Source organism: Leuconostoc holzapfelii, from assembly GCF_012396485.1.
In the GTDB taxonomy this organism is placed as follows: Bacteria; Bacillota; Bacilli; order Lactobacillales; family Lactobacillaceae; genus Leuconostoc; species Leuconostoc holzapfelii.
Genome location: NZ_JAAXPO010000005.1, coordinates 64,789 through 81,576, shown reverse-complemented (window position 1 = coordinate 81,576; position 16,788 = coordinate 64,789). Strand labels below are relative to the sequence as shown.

Sequence of the window (16,788 nt, the reverse complement as noted above, 5' to 3'; positions counted from 1 at the left end):
GTGTAGCGTTGGTTATTTCATTTCGTTGACAGTGAAGCTACGGCTTTCAAGGACATCCAAGAAAGCGTTCACTGTGTCTAATGCCGTAAAGAGTGGCACGGCATTTTCAATGGCTGCATTACGAATTAAACGGCCATCAGATTCAGCGCGGTCATCGGCTTGGGTCGTGTTAATCACTACTTGAAGCTTTTGAGCACGTAAGGCTTCTACTGAGTTATTATTTGATTCAGCAATCTTATCGAGCGTTTCAACTGGTAAGTCTTGCGATGCGAGGTAGGCACCAGTGCCAGCTGTAGCAAACAAGGCAAAGCCAAGGTCATTGAAACGACGCGCTAATGACAAAGCTTCTTCTTTGTCATCATCAGCGACAGTGAAAAGCACATTACCATATTGTGGTACTTTAATGTTTGAAGCCACAAAGGCCTTATACAAAGCCTTTGGTAATGTTGTGTCAGAACCCATGACTTCACCTGTTGACTTCATTTCTGGACCAAGTAATGAATCAACATCTGGCAACTTGGTGAATGAGAAGATTGGTGCCTTCACATGCACCATGTCGTCCGCTGGCACGAGCCCTGTTTCAAAGCCCATATCCGCCAACTTTTCACCCAACATCACCCGCGTTGCGAGTTGAGCCAATGGTAAGTGGGTCACCTTGGAAATGAATGGCACAGTACGTGAAGCACGTGGGTTCACTTCAATCACGTAAGCCGTGTCTTCATGGATGACAAACTGCACGTTCATCAAGCCAATCGTCCCCATCGCCTTGGCCAAGTTAATGGCTGCTTGGGTCATTTCATCTTGCACTTTTTGTGACAAATACTGTGGTGGGTAAACAGACATCGAGTCGCCTGAATGGACCCCTGCCCGTTCAATATGTTCCATGATACCTGGAATAACGGCAGTTTCGCCATCTGACAAGACATCAACTTCCGCTTCTTGTCCCACCAAGTATGAATCAATCAATACCGGATGATCATTTGACACCTTAACGGCACGTTGCATATAATCTTGCAACTCATCATCGGATGACACAATTTCCATCGCCCGACCACCAAGGACATATGATGGGCGAATCAAGACTGGGTAGCCAATTTCTTGGGCAGCTGCCAAAGCACCGGCAACGGTTGTCGCTGTTTGACCAATGGGTTGTGGCAATTGGAGTTGCTTGATGACCTGATCAAAGGCTTCACGATCTTCGGCACGATTCAAATCTTCAACGGTTGTACCAAGAATTTGAACGCCGTTTTCAGATAGTGGTTGCGCCAAATTGATGGCTGTTTGCCCACCAAATTGCACAACAACACCTAAGGGTTGTTCGAGGTCAATCACATTTAAGACATCTTCAAGTGTCAACGGTTCAAAGTACAACTTATCTGAGATTGAGAAATCCGTTGAAACGGTTTCGGGGTTAGAATTCATAATGATGGCTTCATAACCTGCGCGTTGGATGGCCTTCACGGCATGCACCGTGGCGTAGTCAAACTCCACCCCTTGCCCGATGCGAATTGGGCCAGAACCCAAAACAATCACCGATGGCTTATCCGACTTCACGGATTCGTTTTCCCGTTCGTAAGTGGCATAGAAATAAGGCGTTTGTGACTCAAATTCCGCCGCAACGGTATCCACCATCTTATAAACTGGCGTGATGCCAGCTTCTTGACGTAATTGGCGAATTTCCGCTGTTGTTTTCTGCCAAAGTCCGGCAATTGTTTCATCGGCAAAGCCGTTTTTCTTGGCATAGTGCAAGAAGTCTAAATCGCCGATATGTGCGGCCACATCACGTTCGATTTCAACCACGTGAGACACTTTATCCAAGAAGAATTCATCAATTTGTGTTTTGTCATGAATTATTTCAATCGTCACACCACGACGCAACAAATCAGCAATCATGAATAACCGATCATCACGGGCAGGCATCAAAGCTTCAAGCAACGCTTCATCTGTCATATCATCATATGTGATGTCATTTAAGCCGGTTGCCCCAATTTCAAGAGAGCGCACTGCTTTTAACATGGCTTCTTCCATGTTACGGCCAATCGCCATGACTTCGCCGGTAGCCTTCATTTGCGTACCAAGACGACGATCAGCCGTTGCGAACTTGTCAAATGGCCAGCGTGGAATCTTGAAGACCACATAGTCCAAGGCAGGTTCAAATTCGGCCTTGGTTGTCCCTGTGACTGGGTTGATGATTTCATCTAATGTCAAGCCGACCGCAATTTTGGCTGCCATTTTGGCAATGGGATACCCAGTAGCTTTTGAGGCCAACGCTGATGAGCGTGACACACGGGGGTTCACTTCGATAATGTAATACTTGTATGACTTTGGATCCAAAGCCATTTGAATGTTGACGCCACCTTCAATCTTCAAAGCGCGGATGATTTTCAAAGCTGAATCACGCATCATTTGAACTTCGCGATCGGATAACGTTTGCACTGGTGCCGTGACAATTGAGTCACCAGTATGCACACCAACGGGATCAAAGTTTTCCATTGAAGCGACGACCAAGGCGTTGTCGTGCGCATCGCGCATGACTTCAAATTCAATTTCTTTGTAACCAGCAATTGAGCGTTCAATCAAGACTTGTGTAACAGGTGACAATTCCAAGCCATTCGCTGCAATTTCAACCAATTCTTCATGCGTTGCTGCAATCCCGCCTCCAGTGCCGCCCAAAGTATAAGCTGGGCGAACAATCACTGGATAGCCATGCGTGTCGGCAAAGGCAAGGGCTTGTTCCAAAGTCGTGGCAATGGTTGATTCGGGGATGGGTTCATTCAAGCGTTCCATCAAATCCTTGAAGGCTTCACGGTCTTCGGCTTCTTCAATGGCTGTCAACTTGGTCCCAAGCAATTCGATATGCAACTCATCTAAGATCCCGGCTTCAGACAAATCCTTTGCCATATTCAAACCTGTTTGTCCCCCAAGGGTTGGTAGAATGGCATCTGGACGCTCTTTACGCAAAATACGTTCGATAAAATCAATTGAAATTGGCTCCACATAAACCTTATCAGCGATTTCCGCATCCGTCATAATTGTGGCAGGGTTTGAGTTCACCAAAATGACATGGTAGCCTTCTTCTTTCAAGCTCAAAGCAGCTTGTGTGCCCGAATAGTCGAACTCAGCGGCTTGTCCGATCACAATTGGACCAGAGCCAATCACCAATACTTTGTTAATGTCTGTACGCTTAGGCATGTTGTGTTGTCTCCTTTTGTGATTCAGCAATCATGTTCAAAAAGTCATCGAATAAGTATTCCGCATCATGTGGCCCTGGGGCAGCATCTGGATGGAATTGGACTGAGAAAGCGTGGTGGTTCTTTAAACGTAAGCCTTCAACCGTTAAGTCGTTAATTTCTTCATGGGTGACTTCTAAGTTCGTTGTGGCCAAACTGTCACGATCTACCGCATAACCGTGGTTTTGTGACGTGAAGTCCAAACGATCGTGGGCAAGATGACGGACCGCATGGTTGAAACCACGATGACCAAACTTAAGCTTATACGTTTGTGCACCGTTTGATAGGGCAAACAATTGGTGGCCCAAGCAAATCCCCATCAAAGGCAAAACTTCTTGCAAGGCCTGGATTGTTGGAATGGCATAAGCGGCATCTTCAGGGTTTCCTGGGCCATTTGAGAGCAAAATACCATCAGGATTGGCTGCCAATACAGTTTCAGCTGATACATCGGCTGGGAAAACCATCACGTTAACGCCGCGTTTGGCCAACGAGCGCAAAATCGAATTCTTCAAGCCAAAATCAATCAAGGCAATTGAGACCCCATCTGTTGGGTTTTGATATTGTGTCTTCGTCGTTGCTTCAGCAACCAAATCTGTTGGTGTCTCAAAGTCATGTAGTTTGGCATAAACATCGTCAGTGATTTCATCAACCAAGGCCGCTTTCATCGCCCCTTGGTCACGTAATTCACGGGTCAATGCACGAGTATCGACGCCTGTAATCCCTGGCATGCCAGTCCGTTCAGCCCATTCAGCGAGGCTCATCATTTTACGCCAGTTACTTGGCCGGCGGGCAATTTCATGCACCACAATGGCCGATGCTGCTGGTCGTAAACTTTCAAAATCGTCACGGTTCACACCATAATTACCGATTAATGGATAAGTGAAAACAATCATTTCACCACGATATGATAAATCGGTGATTGATTCTTGGTAGCCTGACATGCCTGTGTTAAAAACAAGTTCAGCCATCACATCTGTTTCTGCGCCAAAGGCTTCGCCTTCATAGACTGATCCGTTTTCAAGTACTAAGTATCGCTTTTTCATTTGTCTCTTATCCTTATTATAGTTTGCGTTTTGCGCTTTAGGGTTGATAAACAATGTCGCCGTCTACCCAAGTGGCTACGGTGCGACCGTAGACTGACCAGCCGACAAACGGTGTGTTTTTACCAAGGGACTTAAAGTCCGCTTCAGCAATCGTATCGCGTGCCGCCAAGTCAAACAAGACTAAATCTGCGGTTTGACCGGCAGCAATTTGCGTTGGTGCCTGTAAGCCAAAGGCAGCAACTGGCGCATCCAACATGCGTTGAATTAATGTTTCTAATGTCATGACACCTGATTTAACGAGGTGGGTATAAAGCAATTGGAAGCTGGTTTCAATTCCCGTAATGCCAAATGGTGCGGACATAAAGGATTGGGCTTTTTCAGCTGTGCCATGTGGCGCATGGTCGGTTGCCACCATATCAATGGTGCCATCCAATAACCCAGCTAACACAGCTTGACGATCTTCTTCTGAACGCAATGGCGGGTTCATTTTGAACAAGGCATTGTCGCCTGTGATATCAGTATCAGCTAGTAAGAGGTGGTGTGGTGACACTTCAGCTGTTACCCGCACACCTTGCGACTTGGCAATACGTACCAAATCAACAGCAGTCTTTGTTGAGATGTGTGCCACATGATAATGCACACCTGTCGCTTGGGCAATCACTAAGTCACGGGCAAGTTGCGCACTTTCAGCCAGTCCGGTAATCCCTGGCAAACCAAGCGATTGGGCGGTATCGCCCGCATTCATCACGCCACCATGTAGCAAAGAATCATCTTCCAAGTGTGCCACTAACGGCTTATTGACACGTGCCGCCGCCTGCATGGCTTGTAGCATCGTATCAGCTGTTTGCACACCTTTACCATCGTTACTAAAAGCCACCGCGCCAGCTGCTGACATCCCGGCAATATCTGAAATCGTTTGATCCGTTAAACCAGCAGAAATGGCTCCGTATTGCGCCACATGAACCACACCATTAGCTTCGTTTAACGCCACTTGGCTGGCAACACGCGCTGCATTATCAGGCACAGGATTGAGGTTTGGCATAGCCACGACCGTTGTGAAACCACCCCGTGCCGCGGCTCCAGAACCAGTCGCAATCGTTTCTTTATATTCAAATCCTGGTTCACGGAAGTGCACATGTACATCGACAAGACCATTGGTCAGAAAGGCGCCATTTGCTTCGAATACTTCAGCCTCGGCTGATGTGATGTTTTCAGCAACTTGGGCAATTTTCTGGCCTGCAATCAGAACATCGCGTTGAACAAGTTTGCCTGCAATGAGTACTTTGGCATTTTTAATCAGCTGCATTTTCATTCTCCATTGTGTATTCTAGGATCGCCATTCTGGCATATACCCCATTGGTCATTTGTTCAAAAATACGTGATTTTGGCGCTTCAACAAATTCATCAGCAATCTCTACGTCACGATTGACTGGCGCGGGGTGCATGATGATGGCGGTCTGTTTTAATTGTGCGTAACGCGTCTGATTAAGGCCAAATTGTTCATGATACTGTTTGGTTGAAAAACTCAGATTTTCCGTCTGCGTGATGCGTTCGTGTTGTACCCGTAAGAACATGACAACATCTTGATTAGCCCAGTCATTATCAATTGCGACAAATGCACCAAATTGTTGGAAATCAGCTGGTAACCAACTTTCAGGTCCTGAGAAAGTGACGTTGGCACCCAGCTGGTGTAAAATTTCAGCATTGGAACGGGCAACACGCGAATGCAACAAGTCCCCGACAATCCGGATATTTAACCCATCAAACCGGCCAAATTCTTCATAGATTGTGACCAAATCAAGCAAACTTTGTGATGGATGCTGGCCGCTGCCATCACCGGCGTTCACAAGGTGTGGCATGGCATGCCCTGTTGCTTGCAAGACTGGCACATACCAATCCGTCACAGCATGGCGAATAACTGCCACATCCACCCCAATCGCTTTAAGCGTTTTCAACGTATCGGCCAAACTTTCACCTTTTGACATCGAACTCGTTTGCGGATCCAGGATGATTTGATGATACCCAAGCTTGTTTTCAGCCATTTGAAAACTCGAGTGTGTTCGGGTTGAATTTTCAAAGAAAAGGTTCGCCACGGTTAAATTGGTCGGTGAAGCTGATTTGCCAGCCTTAAACGCCAACGCGCTTTGCACCAACTTTAACACGTCAGTCCGGTCAATTGCATTGATATTCAGAAAATGTCGCATAATACCCCTCTTTATCCAAAAAAACCGCGCAAGTCTCTGGACTTACGCGGTTCTAGAAAATTACGGTCCTAGCCTAGACTATGACCCCGAGTATCTAAAAGCCTTGCAAGTCTCTCTGGACTTAATTAAAGGTTTTATCGTTTCTCATATATTATCATTTTTTCAGCGTTGATGCAATGTTATTTCGCAAAGAAGTGTTTACTTTGCTGGTTCACATGCGCTTTTGCCGTGTCATTTGAATTCCAAAATGGCACAATCACTTTACCTTCGATGTGCTTTGCGTCAACAAAACCAAAGTAACGACTATCATTTGAAACCGAGCGGTGGTCTCCCATGACAAAATATTCACCAGCTGGGACTTTGGTATGGTTTCGATCTTTTTTCTGCCACAAGTCACCCGAAGACAAGCTTGTCAAAGACCAATTGTTACCAAAAGCCATTTCAGTGCCTTCAGTGCGTTCATTGATCCCAATAAAGTCCTGATTAACAACTTTGCCGTTGACGTATAGATTTGAGTTTTTATATGAAACCGTGTCGCCAGGCATCCCAATAATGCGCTTCACATAATCTTTCTCGCCGGCGCGAATCCGCGGATCTTCTTGACGTGCATCAAACACCACGACATCCCCACGTTTGTACTTCGCAATCTTGTTCAACACGACTAATTCATTGTTTTGTAAATTTGGCGTCATTGACGGCCCACTCACATGAACAAATGTGAAAAGAAAGGCACGAATCAGGGCCACAATAATGAGTGCCACACCAATTGGTAGAAGCCATTCTTTGAAGAACTCAAAAAATTTCTTTGACATCTTAATCCTCTTTCATTTTTAACAAAATGGGCCAAAACTGGCCCACTTGTTGTTCATTACTGACGAAGCGCTGCATACGCGTCTGCGACTGGCTTAGTCACAATATCATTAAGTTCTGTCAACAATGTGTTCAATGCTTGTTCTGCCGTTAACAATGCGGTGATTGTCTCATTTTCTTGAACCTTGGCCGCCACATCATTCCAAGTTTTTTCTTGTTCTGCGTCAGGTTGTTGTTGCGTTTGCATCATCTGTTGCACAGCCATTTGAATGGCTTGGAATTGATCAAATAAGGCCTTTGCTTCGGCATCGGCTTGGATAGCATCAAATGCTGTTTGCCAAGCTGTGTATTGTGTCGTTGATTTCAAAACCTGTGCCATTTCGTTGGCGTTATCATAAATATTAACTGTCATTTTATTATCCTTTTATTTTTCCTAATCTGTCTTGTGTTATTGTCCACTAAAGAGGCCCTGAATCGTTTGCCAAGCCTTGCCAGCACCGTCAACCGCCTTGTTGACACCATTGTTGAAATCCTGTTGTAAGCTATGCCAGTCAAAGCCTTGATTCGTCTGACTATTATTATCGGTCGGCGTATTGGGGTTGGTGACTGAGAAGTCCGTACCTGGTGTATTTGGCAAGATTTGTTGCAATGAGTATTTGACTAAAGGTCCCATTGTTGCGGTCAAGCCCAGAGGCAGACTATTGTCTTTATTTTGGGTATCAAGCCCCATCCAGCTCGCTTCGACGACATCTTTTGTATAGGCCAACGCCCAAGAATCTTTCGACGATTGGGCATTTTGGGTGTCGTTTGAGTTTTCAGTCGTTCCCGTCTTTCCGGCAATTGTGAAACCACGTGGCGCCGCACCAAGTCCGGTCCCGTTCGTGTAGGTTCCTAGCATCATACGTGTCATGTTATCGGCCACTTGAGAACTAATCACCCGCGTTTGTTGCGCTTTTGGTTGTGAAACGATGACCTTACCCGTAGCATCAACAATCTTCGTGATAAAATGCGCATCACTCATCACCCCATCATTCGCAAAAGCCGTATAGGCCTGGGCCATTTGAATTGGCGATACACCATTGGTTAAGCCACCCAAAGCCAAGGACAAATTTTTATCCTTATCAGTCAATGGCAAACCAAACTTTTGCGCACTCGCATAGCCCGCGTTTATTCCGATTTTATTTAACAAATAGACAGCTGGCACATTATAAGAATGTTCCAGTGCTGAATACATCGGTACATCCGCCGTTTGCACATTTAAGGCATTATGCACCGTGTAATTGTTCGTGCCAAATGTGCGATTGGTATTTGGTAACATCGTATCAATACTATAACCACGTTCCAAGGCCGGTGCATAGACCGCGATTGGCTTAATGGCTGACCCTGGAGACAATTTTGATTGGGTTGCATAGTTAAAGCCTCGGAAAGTATGGGTCGTTTCGCGGGCGCCAGCAACTGCACGTACCCCGCCAGTTTTAGCATTGAGGACGACACTGGCAGCCTGTGCATCCGTAATGTTATTAAACATCGCCGGATTATTAAAATCATCTTGTAGGTTTGTCTGATCTTTTTGATTCAACGTGGTATAAATCTTATACCCACGATTCATGACATCTGACTCCGTCAGGCCATATTTCTGAATAGCTTCATTGATCACTGAATCAAAGAACCAAGGATACTGATAATTGTTTTGACTGTTATAAGTATCATGCAAAGACATCGGTGCCGCTTTGGCCAGTTTATAGTCCGAATTTGAGAGTTTCTTATTGGCAACCATCGTGCCTAAGACCACATTACGGCGATCCAAGGCAGCTTGCGGATGGTCAATTGGATTATACAATGCTGGACTCGGCAGCATGGCCGTCAACGTGGCGGCTTGTGAGGTAGTGAGTTGGCTGGCATGCACGCCAAAATACTTTTGTGCCGCGTCTTCCACGCCCCAGACGCCATGGCCAAACCACGCGTTATTGAGGTACATCGTTAAAATTTGATTTTTGGAGTAATCTTGTTCAACTTGCATCGACAAGAAAATTTCCTTCGCCTTACGCGTCATCGTTTGTTCTTGCGTCAAATAGGCATTTTTAACCAGTTGCTGAGTTAAGGTTGAGCCACCCCCAGCAATCGCCGAGGAACCCATAATTTTATTTTTAATGTTTAACAAGGCGGCACGCAAAATACCTTTGATGGAAAAACCATGTTCGTGATAAAAATTGCGATCTTCACTGGAAATCACGGCATCACGCATATTCTGCGAAATCTTGTCGTAACTGACATAAGTCCCTTTTTGCGAATACAATTCGCCAGCCTTATCGCCGGCATCATCATAAACTGTTGTTGTCTGCGCCAGGGTTGCTTGCAAATTTTTAACATGCGCCGTTTTTGCCAACACCACTAAATAGACACTCATACACAAGAAACCGGTTAAAAAGAGCACGATGAGAAGCCGACCCAGTTGCCAACGTTTGGCCACCGGCCGGATCTTCTCACGAATTTTATGCATTACTTGCTTCAAACCATTCATGCCTTAACCTACCAATGCTGACCAGCGCGTCGTCAAGGCTTCGGCGCTTGCCTCATCGGGACTCGTCACATAGATGGTATCAAACCCTGCTAAGGTTGCCACAACTTCAGGTAAATGCGCATCATCAATGATACTGCCCACTGCATTACCACTTGAGTCTGTTGTCTTAATAATGGTCATGAACTGAACCCGTGTGACAAAAATTGCATACTCCGCAATAGCTGCATCCACATTATTAGCTGTGACGGCAACATTGTCTTGCTCACCTTCTGATGTCAATTGCTGGTATCGTAATTGACCATCAATGTCTTTAATCCGGACAATCCCTAATGCCCGGATATCACGTGAAATCGTTGTTTGCGTGGTTTCAACTTGATTTTTTAACAGTTCACTCAATAAGTCTTCTTGACTTGTGATGACCTGATTTTGAATGATATCAAGAATTAAGGATTGACGCTGTTGTTTTGAAATCATACCGTTCTCCTATGATGCAGATAACTCACCCTGACATCTTCACAAAGATATCAAGTACGCATCATTACATTTCTTCAGGGGCTTTGACACCAAGTAAACGCAAGCTTTCTGTCAACACAATCGTCACGGCGTCAACCAAGGCCAAACGCGCTTGCAATTGCTCATCTGCTGTTAGAATCTTTGAGTTGGCATAATACTTATTGAAGGCACGTGAAAGTGTCAGCGCATACTTGGCAATGATGCTGGCTTCGCGCTGTTGCCAAGCCCGTTGAACTGTCGCTGGGAAGCTATTTAACGTTGTGATAATGTCCCATGTCATTGGATCATCCAGCGTTACCGCATCCAAACTGACTGAAGCCGATGCCTTACGCAAGATTGACTTGGCACGGGCATTGGTATATTGCACGTATGGCCCCGTGTCGCCTTCAAAACGCACAACTTCTTCCAAATTAAAGTCAAAGTTGTTGGTGCGGTCATTCATCAAGTCGTGGAAGACCACGGCGCCAGCGCCCACTTGTTCGGCAACTTCGGCTTTGTTTTCAAGCGTTGGGTTCTTTTCTTGAATCTGTTGCAAGGCCAAATCATGCGCATCGTTCAACACATCCTTCAACAAGACCACATCACCCTTACGGGTTGACATCTTCTTACCATTGAATGTAATCAACCCAAAGGAAATGTGTTCCACATCATCGGCCCATGCAAAGCCCATCAATGACAACACGGCTTTCATTTGCACAAAATGTTCACGTTGTTCACCACCCACCACATACAGTGACTTGGCAAAATCATACGTTTCCTTACGATAAACCGCTGCCGCCAAATCACGCGTCATGTACAAGGTAGCGCCGTCGGTACGCTTAATCATCGCAGGCGTCAAGTTGGGGTTAATCTCTGACAAATCAACAATTTGGGCACCTTGGGATGTGACCAACAAGTCTTTTTCAGTCAACAGGTCCACAACTTTGTCCATCTTGTCGTTGTAGAACGCTTCGCCGTTAAATGAATCAAAGCTAATATCTAAGCGATCATAGATTTCCGTAAATTCTTTGAGGGATTCTTCACGGAACCACGCCCACAGTGCCAAAGCTTCTTCGTCACCGTCTTCTAACTTTTTAAACCAAGCGCGACCTTCATCGTTCAAACTATCATCGGCCTTGGCCTTTTCATGGAATTCCACGTAATAACGTAGCAACGTTGCAATCGGATCGGCTTTCACTTCATCTTCTGATCCCCATGTCTTGTAGGCGTAAATCAACTTACCAAATTGTGTTCCCCAATCGCCCAAATGGTTAATTTTGATGGGTTGGTAACCATTTTTAGCCGTGATATTGGCCAACGCGTTGCCAATCACTGTTGAACGCAAGTGGCCCATTGACATCGGCTTGGCGATGTTAGGAGACGACATATCAATTGTCACATTGGCGCCTTGACCATCGGTATTGTTCCCATAATCCGCCTGTAAAGTCAAAATTGTTTGCAACGTCTCACGTGATGTCGCCACTTTATCCAAGAAGAAATTCACGTAAGGCCCGGTTGCGACAACCTTTTCAAAACCAGTTTGGTCAATTTCTGCGACAATCTTGGCCGCAATTTGTTGTGGCGCTTGCCGCAAAACTTTCGCCAACGTAAACGTTGGGAAGGCAACATCCCCTAATTCTGATGATTTTGGTGCTTCTAACTTTTCAGCAATTTCTGATGCTGTTAAATCTGTCAACACTGCTGCTAGTGCTGTGACAACCTGTGTGTTATCTGCCATGTGTAAGTATCCTTTATTATATTAGTTTTTATTATACCGTATTTTTTGCCTGCAAAATAAAAACTCGTCTCTTGATGTCACACAAGAGACGAGTTTTCACCCGCGGTACCACTCTAATAGCTTTCGCCGCTCAATATCTGATTGTTTGACTCCAAATACGCGCCGTTTCATTCATTATCTGACTCACACCCACTCAGACTCGCTGGTAATGAATTATCGAAACATCTTTATTCTTCAATGTCTGCCTCAGGTGTTTTTGGGACTGGGGCGTGCTTAATCACTTCAATTTCATCCATTCGGACCACTGCACGATGATTCATTTCATTAACAGTGGGTTGGTCAGCTGGATCGTTTTCCGTGATCTCAACTAACAATGAATTTTCATAAACTTTTTCAACTTGTCCAGTGAATGGCTTTTCCAAGTTACCATACGCTGGTGCGAGCAAAATGTCGCCAATATGATACTTAGAGGCCTTGTTTTCTTCTTCGTCTGCCATGTTTGTCAGCATGTGACGTCTGGATGTGGCTCATAACGAGACCAACATCACAATTGTCGGGACGTGCTTTGTGGCAACATCCCAGTCACATTTTCCTCCTGTAATCGATGTGTAACACCATATTCTAACACAAAAACGCCATTACTTCAATGTGCTAATCCGTTGCATAATCTCGCGAGCCAAAGTTAATTTATCTGCTTGCGGCAAAGTTTCAGCTGGCTGGTCTGACGTTAAGATGGTAATCACATTATCATCGGAGGAAAACCCAATACTTGGCGAGCTGACATCATTGGCAATCAACATATCTGCTTGTTTCTTCTTTAACTTATCTTGCCCATAGGCAATGACTTCTTTTGTTTCAGCGGCAAAACCAACGACCAGCTGATGCGGGGCTTTTTGATGGCCAACGGTCTTTAAAATATCGGGATTTTGGACTAAATGCAACGTCACGCCACCATCCCCCTGCTTTTTAATTTTATCCTGGGCCAACATGGCAGGTTTAAAATCTGACACGGCGGCGGCACCAATAAATATATCAGCTGTTGGAAATGCAGCCATGACAGCATCATACATGTCCTGTGTTGACGCCACGAATATTTTCGTCACCCCATAATCAGTCGGGCGGTCAGTTGTCGTAATTAACGTGACTTCGGCCCCATTTTCGGCGGCGGCTTGCGCTAATGCATAGCCCATCTTACCACTCGACCTATTCGTCAAATAACGCACTGGATCCAGCGCTTCACGCGTCCCACCAGCTGTAATCACCACTTTTTTGCCATGTAACTGACCCGTTTTAGCGCGTAGGCGTATGGCTGCTTCTGATAAAATTGCCTCTGGCTCTGGTAGACGTCCCTTTGCAGCATACCCCTCAGCCAAAAAACCCTCGGCCGGCGCTATCACCAGCCAACCATCTGACGTCAGCGTTGCCAGATTTCGCGTGACTGCTGGATTGGCTAACATGACATCATTCATTGCTGGCGCGATAATTTTTTGGGCTGCTGAAGCCATTATGGTGGCTGTTGGCGCATCATCTGCGATACCATTGGCCAATTTACCAATCATATTGGCAGTTGCTGGCACGACGAAGATAAACGCCGCCCATTTAGCCCAATCAATGTGAACTACTTCGGTCGTATGCCCCGCAAAAAGGTCAGTCAAAACATCATGCCCTGATAATATCGCCAAGGTCTTACTGGTAATAAATTCTTGCGCGGATTGCGTCATCGCCACCCGGACGTTAGCGCCGTCTTTAACTAACAAGCGCACAAAACTGGCCGCCTTATAGGCTGCCACGCTCCCAGTCACGACAACCAGCACATTTTTTTCATTAAACATTTTTTCTTACCAAACACAACGAAGCGTGTGCATGCTTTCAATTCTTATGAAACTGTACCGCACGAGGTCAGCTATTCACTGAAAAAATTGTAACATATTCTGTCAACCGCTGCTGGTCTCACACAAAAAGCGCCGCAGCGCAGCGCTTATTTTAGTCCTTTATCCAACAGTTTCCCAACAACTGGTAGTTGCCCCAGTGCGGTCATCTCTTTGCTATCCACCACAACCAAATTCGTTGCCGAATTGGCCAATGTAGAAAAGGCATTGATGGATTGGTTCTGGAAGTATTTGTCATCTGCTCCCGACAGGCCAGCTTGGACAGTATCGATGCGATACCGTTCGGCGTCGGCACGTGTTTTGGTGGCGTCGGCCTCTGCTTTTGCCGTGGCCATTAACGCATCGTTTTTGGCTTTGGTTGTCAACTCAATCGAACGCGCTTCCCCTTCTGCTTTAGCAATGGTGGCCACTCGCTCACGATCCGCAGTTAATTGTTTATCCATGGCTTCTTGAATCGAAACAGATGGGCGGAGTTCATCAATATTAATCCGATCAACATTGATGCCATAAGTATTAGTTAAGTCACCGATTGCTGAGGCAAGTTGGACGTTAATTTTGGTCGTGGACCCCAGTGCCTCGTTCAATTCCATACGCCCAATAATATCTCGCAAGTGACCACGCACGAGTTGCGCCATGGATTCGACCGAATCCGTGTTTTCGTACATATATTTGACCGCATCTGTGACATGATAGTTGAGTGTCACACTGGCTTTGATATCTGCATTATCGGCCGTAATGACAGAATAATCCGGTAAGCGCAATGGCCGCATGGCAAGGCTAACTTTTCTAATTTTCTGGAAAAAAGGCACATAAAAATGGAGGCCCGCTTCTTTCCGGTTGCGGTACTTGCCCAATGTTTCAACCAATCCCGCGTTGTTCTGTGGCACAATCTTAAAAAATAACATGCTTTCTCCCCTTTTTTGCACTATGACGTCGGTTGCAACTCACGAAGTGTGAGAATATTCCCATTTGCCGCTAAAATAACATACTGTCGGTCCGTTCGCGCTGTTGGTGCATTTTCAATCAGATAACGATAATAAATGCCAGAGACGTCTACCAGACGATTGACCAAATCAAAATCTTCACCAGCGATGCGCTGGCCGACAAATTGACGCTCTTCAAAAGTAACTGGTGCAATCCCAGATTCTAATAACTGCGTCAAATAATTATTTAACGATCGACCCGCCTGTTTTGCCTGTTCTGCGAGCTTATCATGCAATTCAGGCGAAATACGGAGTGGAATATGTCCTGATTTATGAGTTTTTTCTTCATCATTCTTCTTCATATACTAATGATATCACTTTTACCGAAAAAAACCTATTTTTAGCGCCAATATGGCAAAAAAGCACCCTTTCACGGGTGCTTTAACGATTATTTTTCTTGGAAACATTTTGGACAACGGCATAATCACCTACATAAGGTTCATCAACGCCATTAATCTTCTGATACGGATCTTCCCCTTTACCGGCAACAATCACAATATCGTGCGGTTTGGCTAGGGCAATCGCTTGCTGGATTGCTTGAATACGATCCATTTCAAATTTGACAGTCACTTGTGGGTTCGTAATGTGTGCCGCAATTTCTTTTGCAATGGCTAACGGTGACTCATATTGCGGGTCATCGGCGGTGAGAAACACCGTATCGGCAAATTCGGAAATCACACGACCGAAGTCAGCCCGGCGGGACACCCCTTTGTTCCCTGGTGAGCCAACAACCACGATGACTTGACCATCAGGATATTGACGCTGTGCAAACTGCAACAGCGCTCGCATCGAGGCATAATTATGTGCATAATCCACAAACGCGACCCCATGTCCTGGAATCGGCAGGCTCAACATCCGACCTGGGATAAACACTGTATCTAGGCCGGCGACCATATCAGCGTGCTTTGCGCCAGCTAAGGCAGTCATCACCAAAGCAGCCAACGCGTTTGATTCATTAAAATCACCGGGTAAATTCAGGCGATACGTGCCGGCAATTTCTGGCAAGTCACAGGGCGCGACAGTCAATCGGCTTTCATGGATGGCACTTTCTAGTGAATCGTAGGTATACTCCCCACCTTGCCCTGTTTTGCTATAGGTATAGACTTTTTGATGTCCTTGTTGGGCATGTGCTATGACTTCGGGAAGATGTGCGGATTCAGCATTGACAATGACTTGTTCAGCATGGTCAAACAACATCATTTTATGCGCCAAATAATCCTCAAACGTCGGGTGTTCGTTGGGACCGATATGGTCGGGAGAAATATTTAAAAAACCACCGACTTGAAAATTCAGACCATAAACCCGTTGCTTCAAATAAGCCTGCGAACTCACTTCCATGACCAAATGTGTCATGCCATTGTCCACAGCTTGCCGCATGTCTTTGAAGAGTTCATACGATTCTGGTGTTGTTAAATCAGACTTTTTCTTATCTGTTGGCTTTGATCCAGTAATGCGATCAACGGTTGAAAACAGTGCCGTATGCTGTTTGGTCATATGTTGCAAAATTTCAAAAGCCATATAGGCGGCCGTTGTCTTGCCCTTGGTGCCGGTGAATGCACCAATCCAGAGGTCATTTTGCGGGTAATCGAAAAATGCCATGGATAACACTGACAAGGCTTTTTGCACGTCAGTCACTTGCCATTGTGGGAGATCAACCGGGAGTTTTTCAGCGGTGATTAGCCCCGTCACCCCAGTCACTTTGTCCAAATAGGCCACACGGAACGCCCCTTTGACGACAAAAAGCGTATTTTCTTTAACTTGTCGGGTATCATAATGTAAAAAATCAAATGTTTGGTCGCCTGTCGGTTGCGCAACTAACAAATGATGTGCTGTGAGTAATTGTTCGATTGTTTTACTTGTGAGTTTCATATTTTTATT

14 protein-coding genes are annotated in these 16,788 nt (G+C 45.6%); all 14 read right to left on the bottom strand.

All coding sequences use genetic code 11. The annotated features are described in order from the left end of the window. Positions 1–12: 12 nt before the first annotated feature. The 14 genes from carB to murE all read right to left on the bottom strand — a co-directional run bounded on the left by carB (position 13) and on the right by murE (position 16,779). The gene (gene carB / locus HF966_RS05495) at positions 13–3,192 is read right to left on the bottom strand and encodes a carbamoyl-phosphate synthase large subunit (protein ID WP_168676937.1); all 3,180 of its coding nucleotides are present in this window, start codon (positions 3,190–3,192) and stop codon (positions 13–15) included. Next, on the bottom strand, positions 3,185–4,273 hold the full coding sequence (locus HF966_RS05490; RefSeq protein ID WP_168676935.1) for a carbamoyl phosphate synthase small subunit: 1,089 nt from the start codon (positions 4,271–4,273) through the stop codon (positions 3,185–3,187). Before HF966_RS05490 ends, carB begins: the two co-directional genes overlap by 8 nt. Before the next feature lie 37 nt (positions 4,274–4,310). Then, positions 4,311–5,579 (bottom strand): dihydroorotase, encoded by a 1,269-nt coding sequence (locus HF966_RS05485; RefSeq protein ID WP_168676933.1) that lies wholly within the window; start codon positions 5,577–5,579, stop codon positions 4,311–4,313. Beyond that, positions 5,566–6,477 carry an aspartate carbamoyltransferase catalytic subunit gene (locus HF966_RS05480; RefSeq protein ID WP_168676931.1) on the bottom strand — a complete coding sequence of 304 codons (912 nt, stop codon included), beginning with the start codon at positions 6,475–6,477 and terminating at the stop codon, positions 5,566–5,568. Before HF966_RS05480 ends, HF966_RS05485 begins: the two co-directional genes overlap by 14 nt. A gap of 179 nt (positions 6,478–6,656) precedes the next feature. Continuing rightward, positions 6,657–7,289, bottom strand: coding sequence for a signal peptidase I (gene lepB, locus HF966_RS05475; protein ID WP_168676929.1), 633 nt, complete (start codon positions 7,287–7,289; stop codon positions 6,657–6,659). 56 nt (positions 7,290–7,345) lie between these two features. Beyond that, positions 7,346–7,699, bottom strand: a complete 354-nt coding sequence (locus tag HF966_RS05470) for a YlbF family regulator (protein WP_168676927.1) — start codon at positions 7,697–7,699, stop codon at positions 7,346–7,348. 36 nt (positions 7,700–7,735) lie between these two features. After that, the gene (locus tag HF966_RS05465) at positions 7,736–9,808 is read right to left on the bottom strand and encodes a PBP1A family penicillin-binding protein (protein ID WP_168676925.1); all 2,073 of its coding nucleotides are present in this window, start codon (positions 9,806–9,808) and stop codon (positions 7,736–7,738) included. A 3-nt stretch (positions 9,809–9,811) separates the two neighbouring features. Next, on the bottom strand, positions 9,812–10,282 hold the full coding sequence (locus tag HF966_RS05460) for an arginine repressor (RefSeq protein ID WP_168676923.1): 471 nt from the start codon (positions 10,280–10,282) through the stop codon (positions 9,812–9,814). Positions 10,283–10,346: 64 nt separating this feature from the next. After that, the gene (argS, locus tag HF966_RS05455; protein WP_168676922.1) at positions 10,347–12,038 is read right to left on the bottom strand and encodes an arginine--tRNA ligase; all 1,692 of its coding nucleotides are present in this window, start codon (positions 12,036–12,038) and stop codon (positions 10,347–10,349) included. Between the two features lie 227 nt (positions 12,039–12,265). Then, positions 12,266–12,535: a hypothetical protein gene (locus tag HF966_RS05450; protein WP_168676921.1), complete on the bottom strand. Its 270-nt coding sequence runs from the start codon at positions 12,533–12,535 to the stop codon at positions 12,266–12,268. Between the two features lie 141 nt (positions 12,536–12,676). Further along, positions 12,677–13,870 carry a bifunctional phosphopantothenoylcysteine decarboxylase/phosphopantothenate--cysteine ligase CoaBC gene (gene coaBC / locus HF966_RS05445; protein ID WP_168676920.1) on the bottom strand — a complete coding sequence of 398 codons (1,194 nt, stop codon included), beginning with the start codon at positions 13,868–13,870 and terminating at the stop codon, positions 12,677–12,679. Between the two features lie 146 nt (positions 13,871–14,016). Further along, positions 14,017–14,832, bottom strand: a complete 816-nt coding sequence (locus HF966_RS05440; protein ID WP_168676918.1) for an SPFH domain-containing protein — start codon at positions 14,830–14,832, stop codon at positions 14,017–14,019. 20 nt (positions 14,833–14,852) lie between these two features. Beyond that, a complete protein-coding gene (locus HF966_RS05435) occupies positions 14,853–15,212 on the bottom strand; it encodes a toxin-antitoxin system HicB family antitoxin (RefSeq protein ID WP_168676917.1) in 360 nt (119 codons plus the stop codon). A 79-nt stretch (positions 15,213–15,291) separates the two neighbouring features. Continuing rightward, positions 15,292–16,779, bottom strand: coding sequence for a UDP-N-acetylmuramyl-tripeptide synthetase (gene murE, locus HF966_RS05430; RefSeq protein WP_168676916.1), 1,488 nt, complete (start codon positions 16,777–16,779; stop codon positions 15,292–15,294). Between the last annotated feature and the right edge of the window lie 9 nt (positions 16,780–16,788).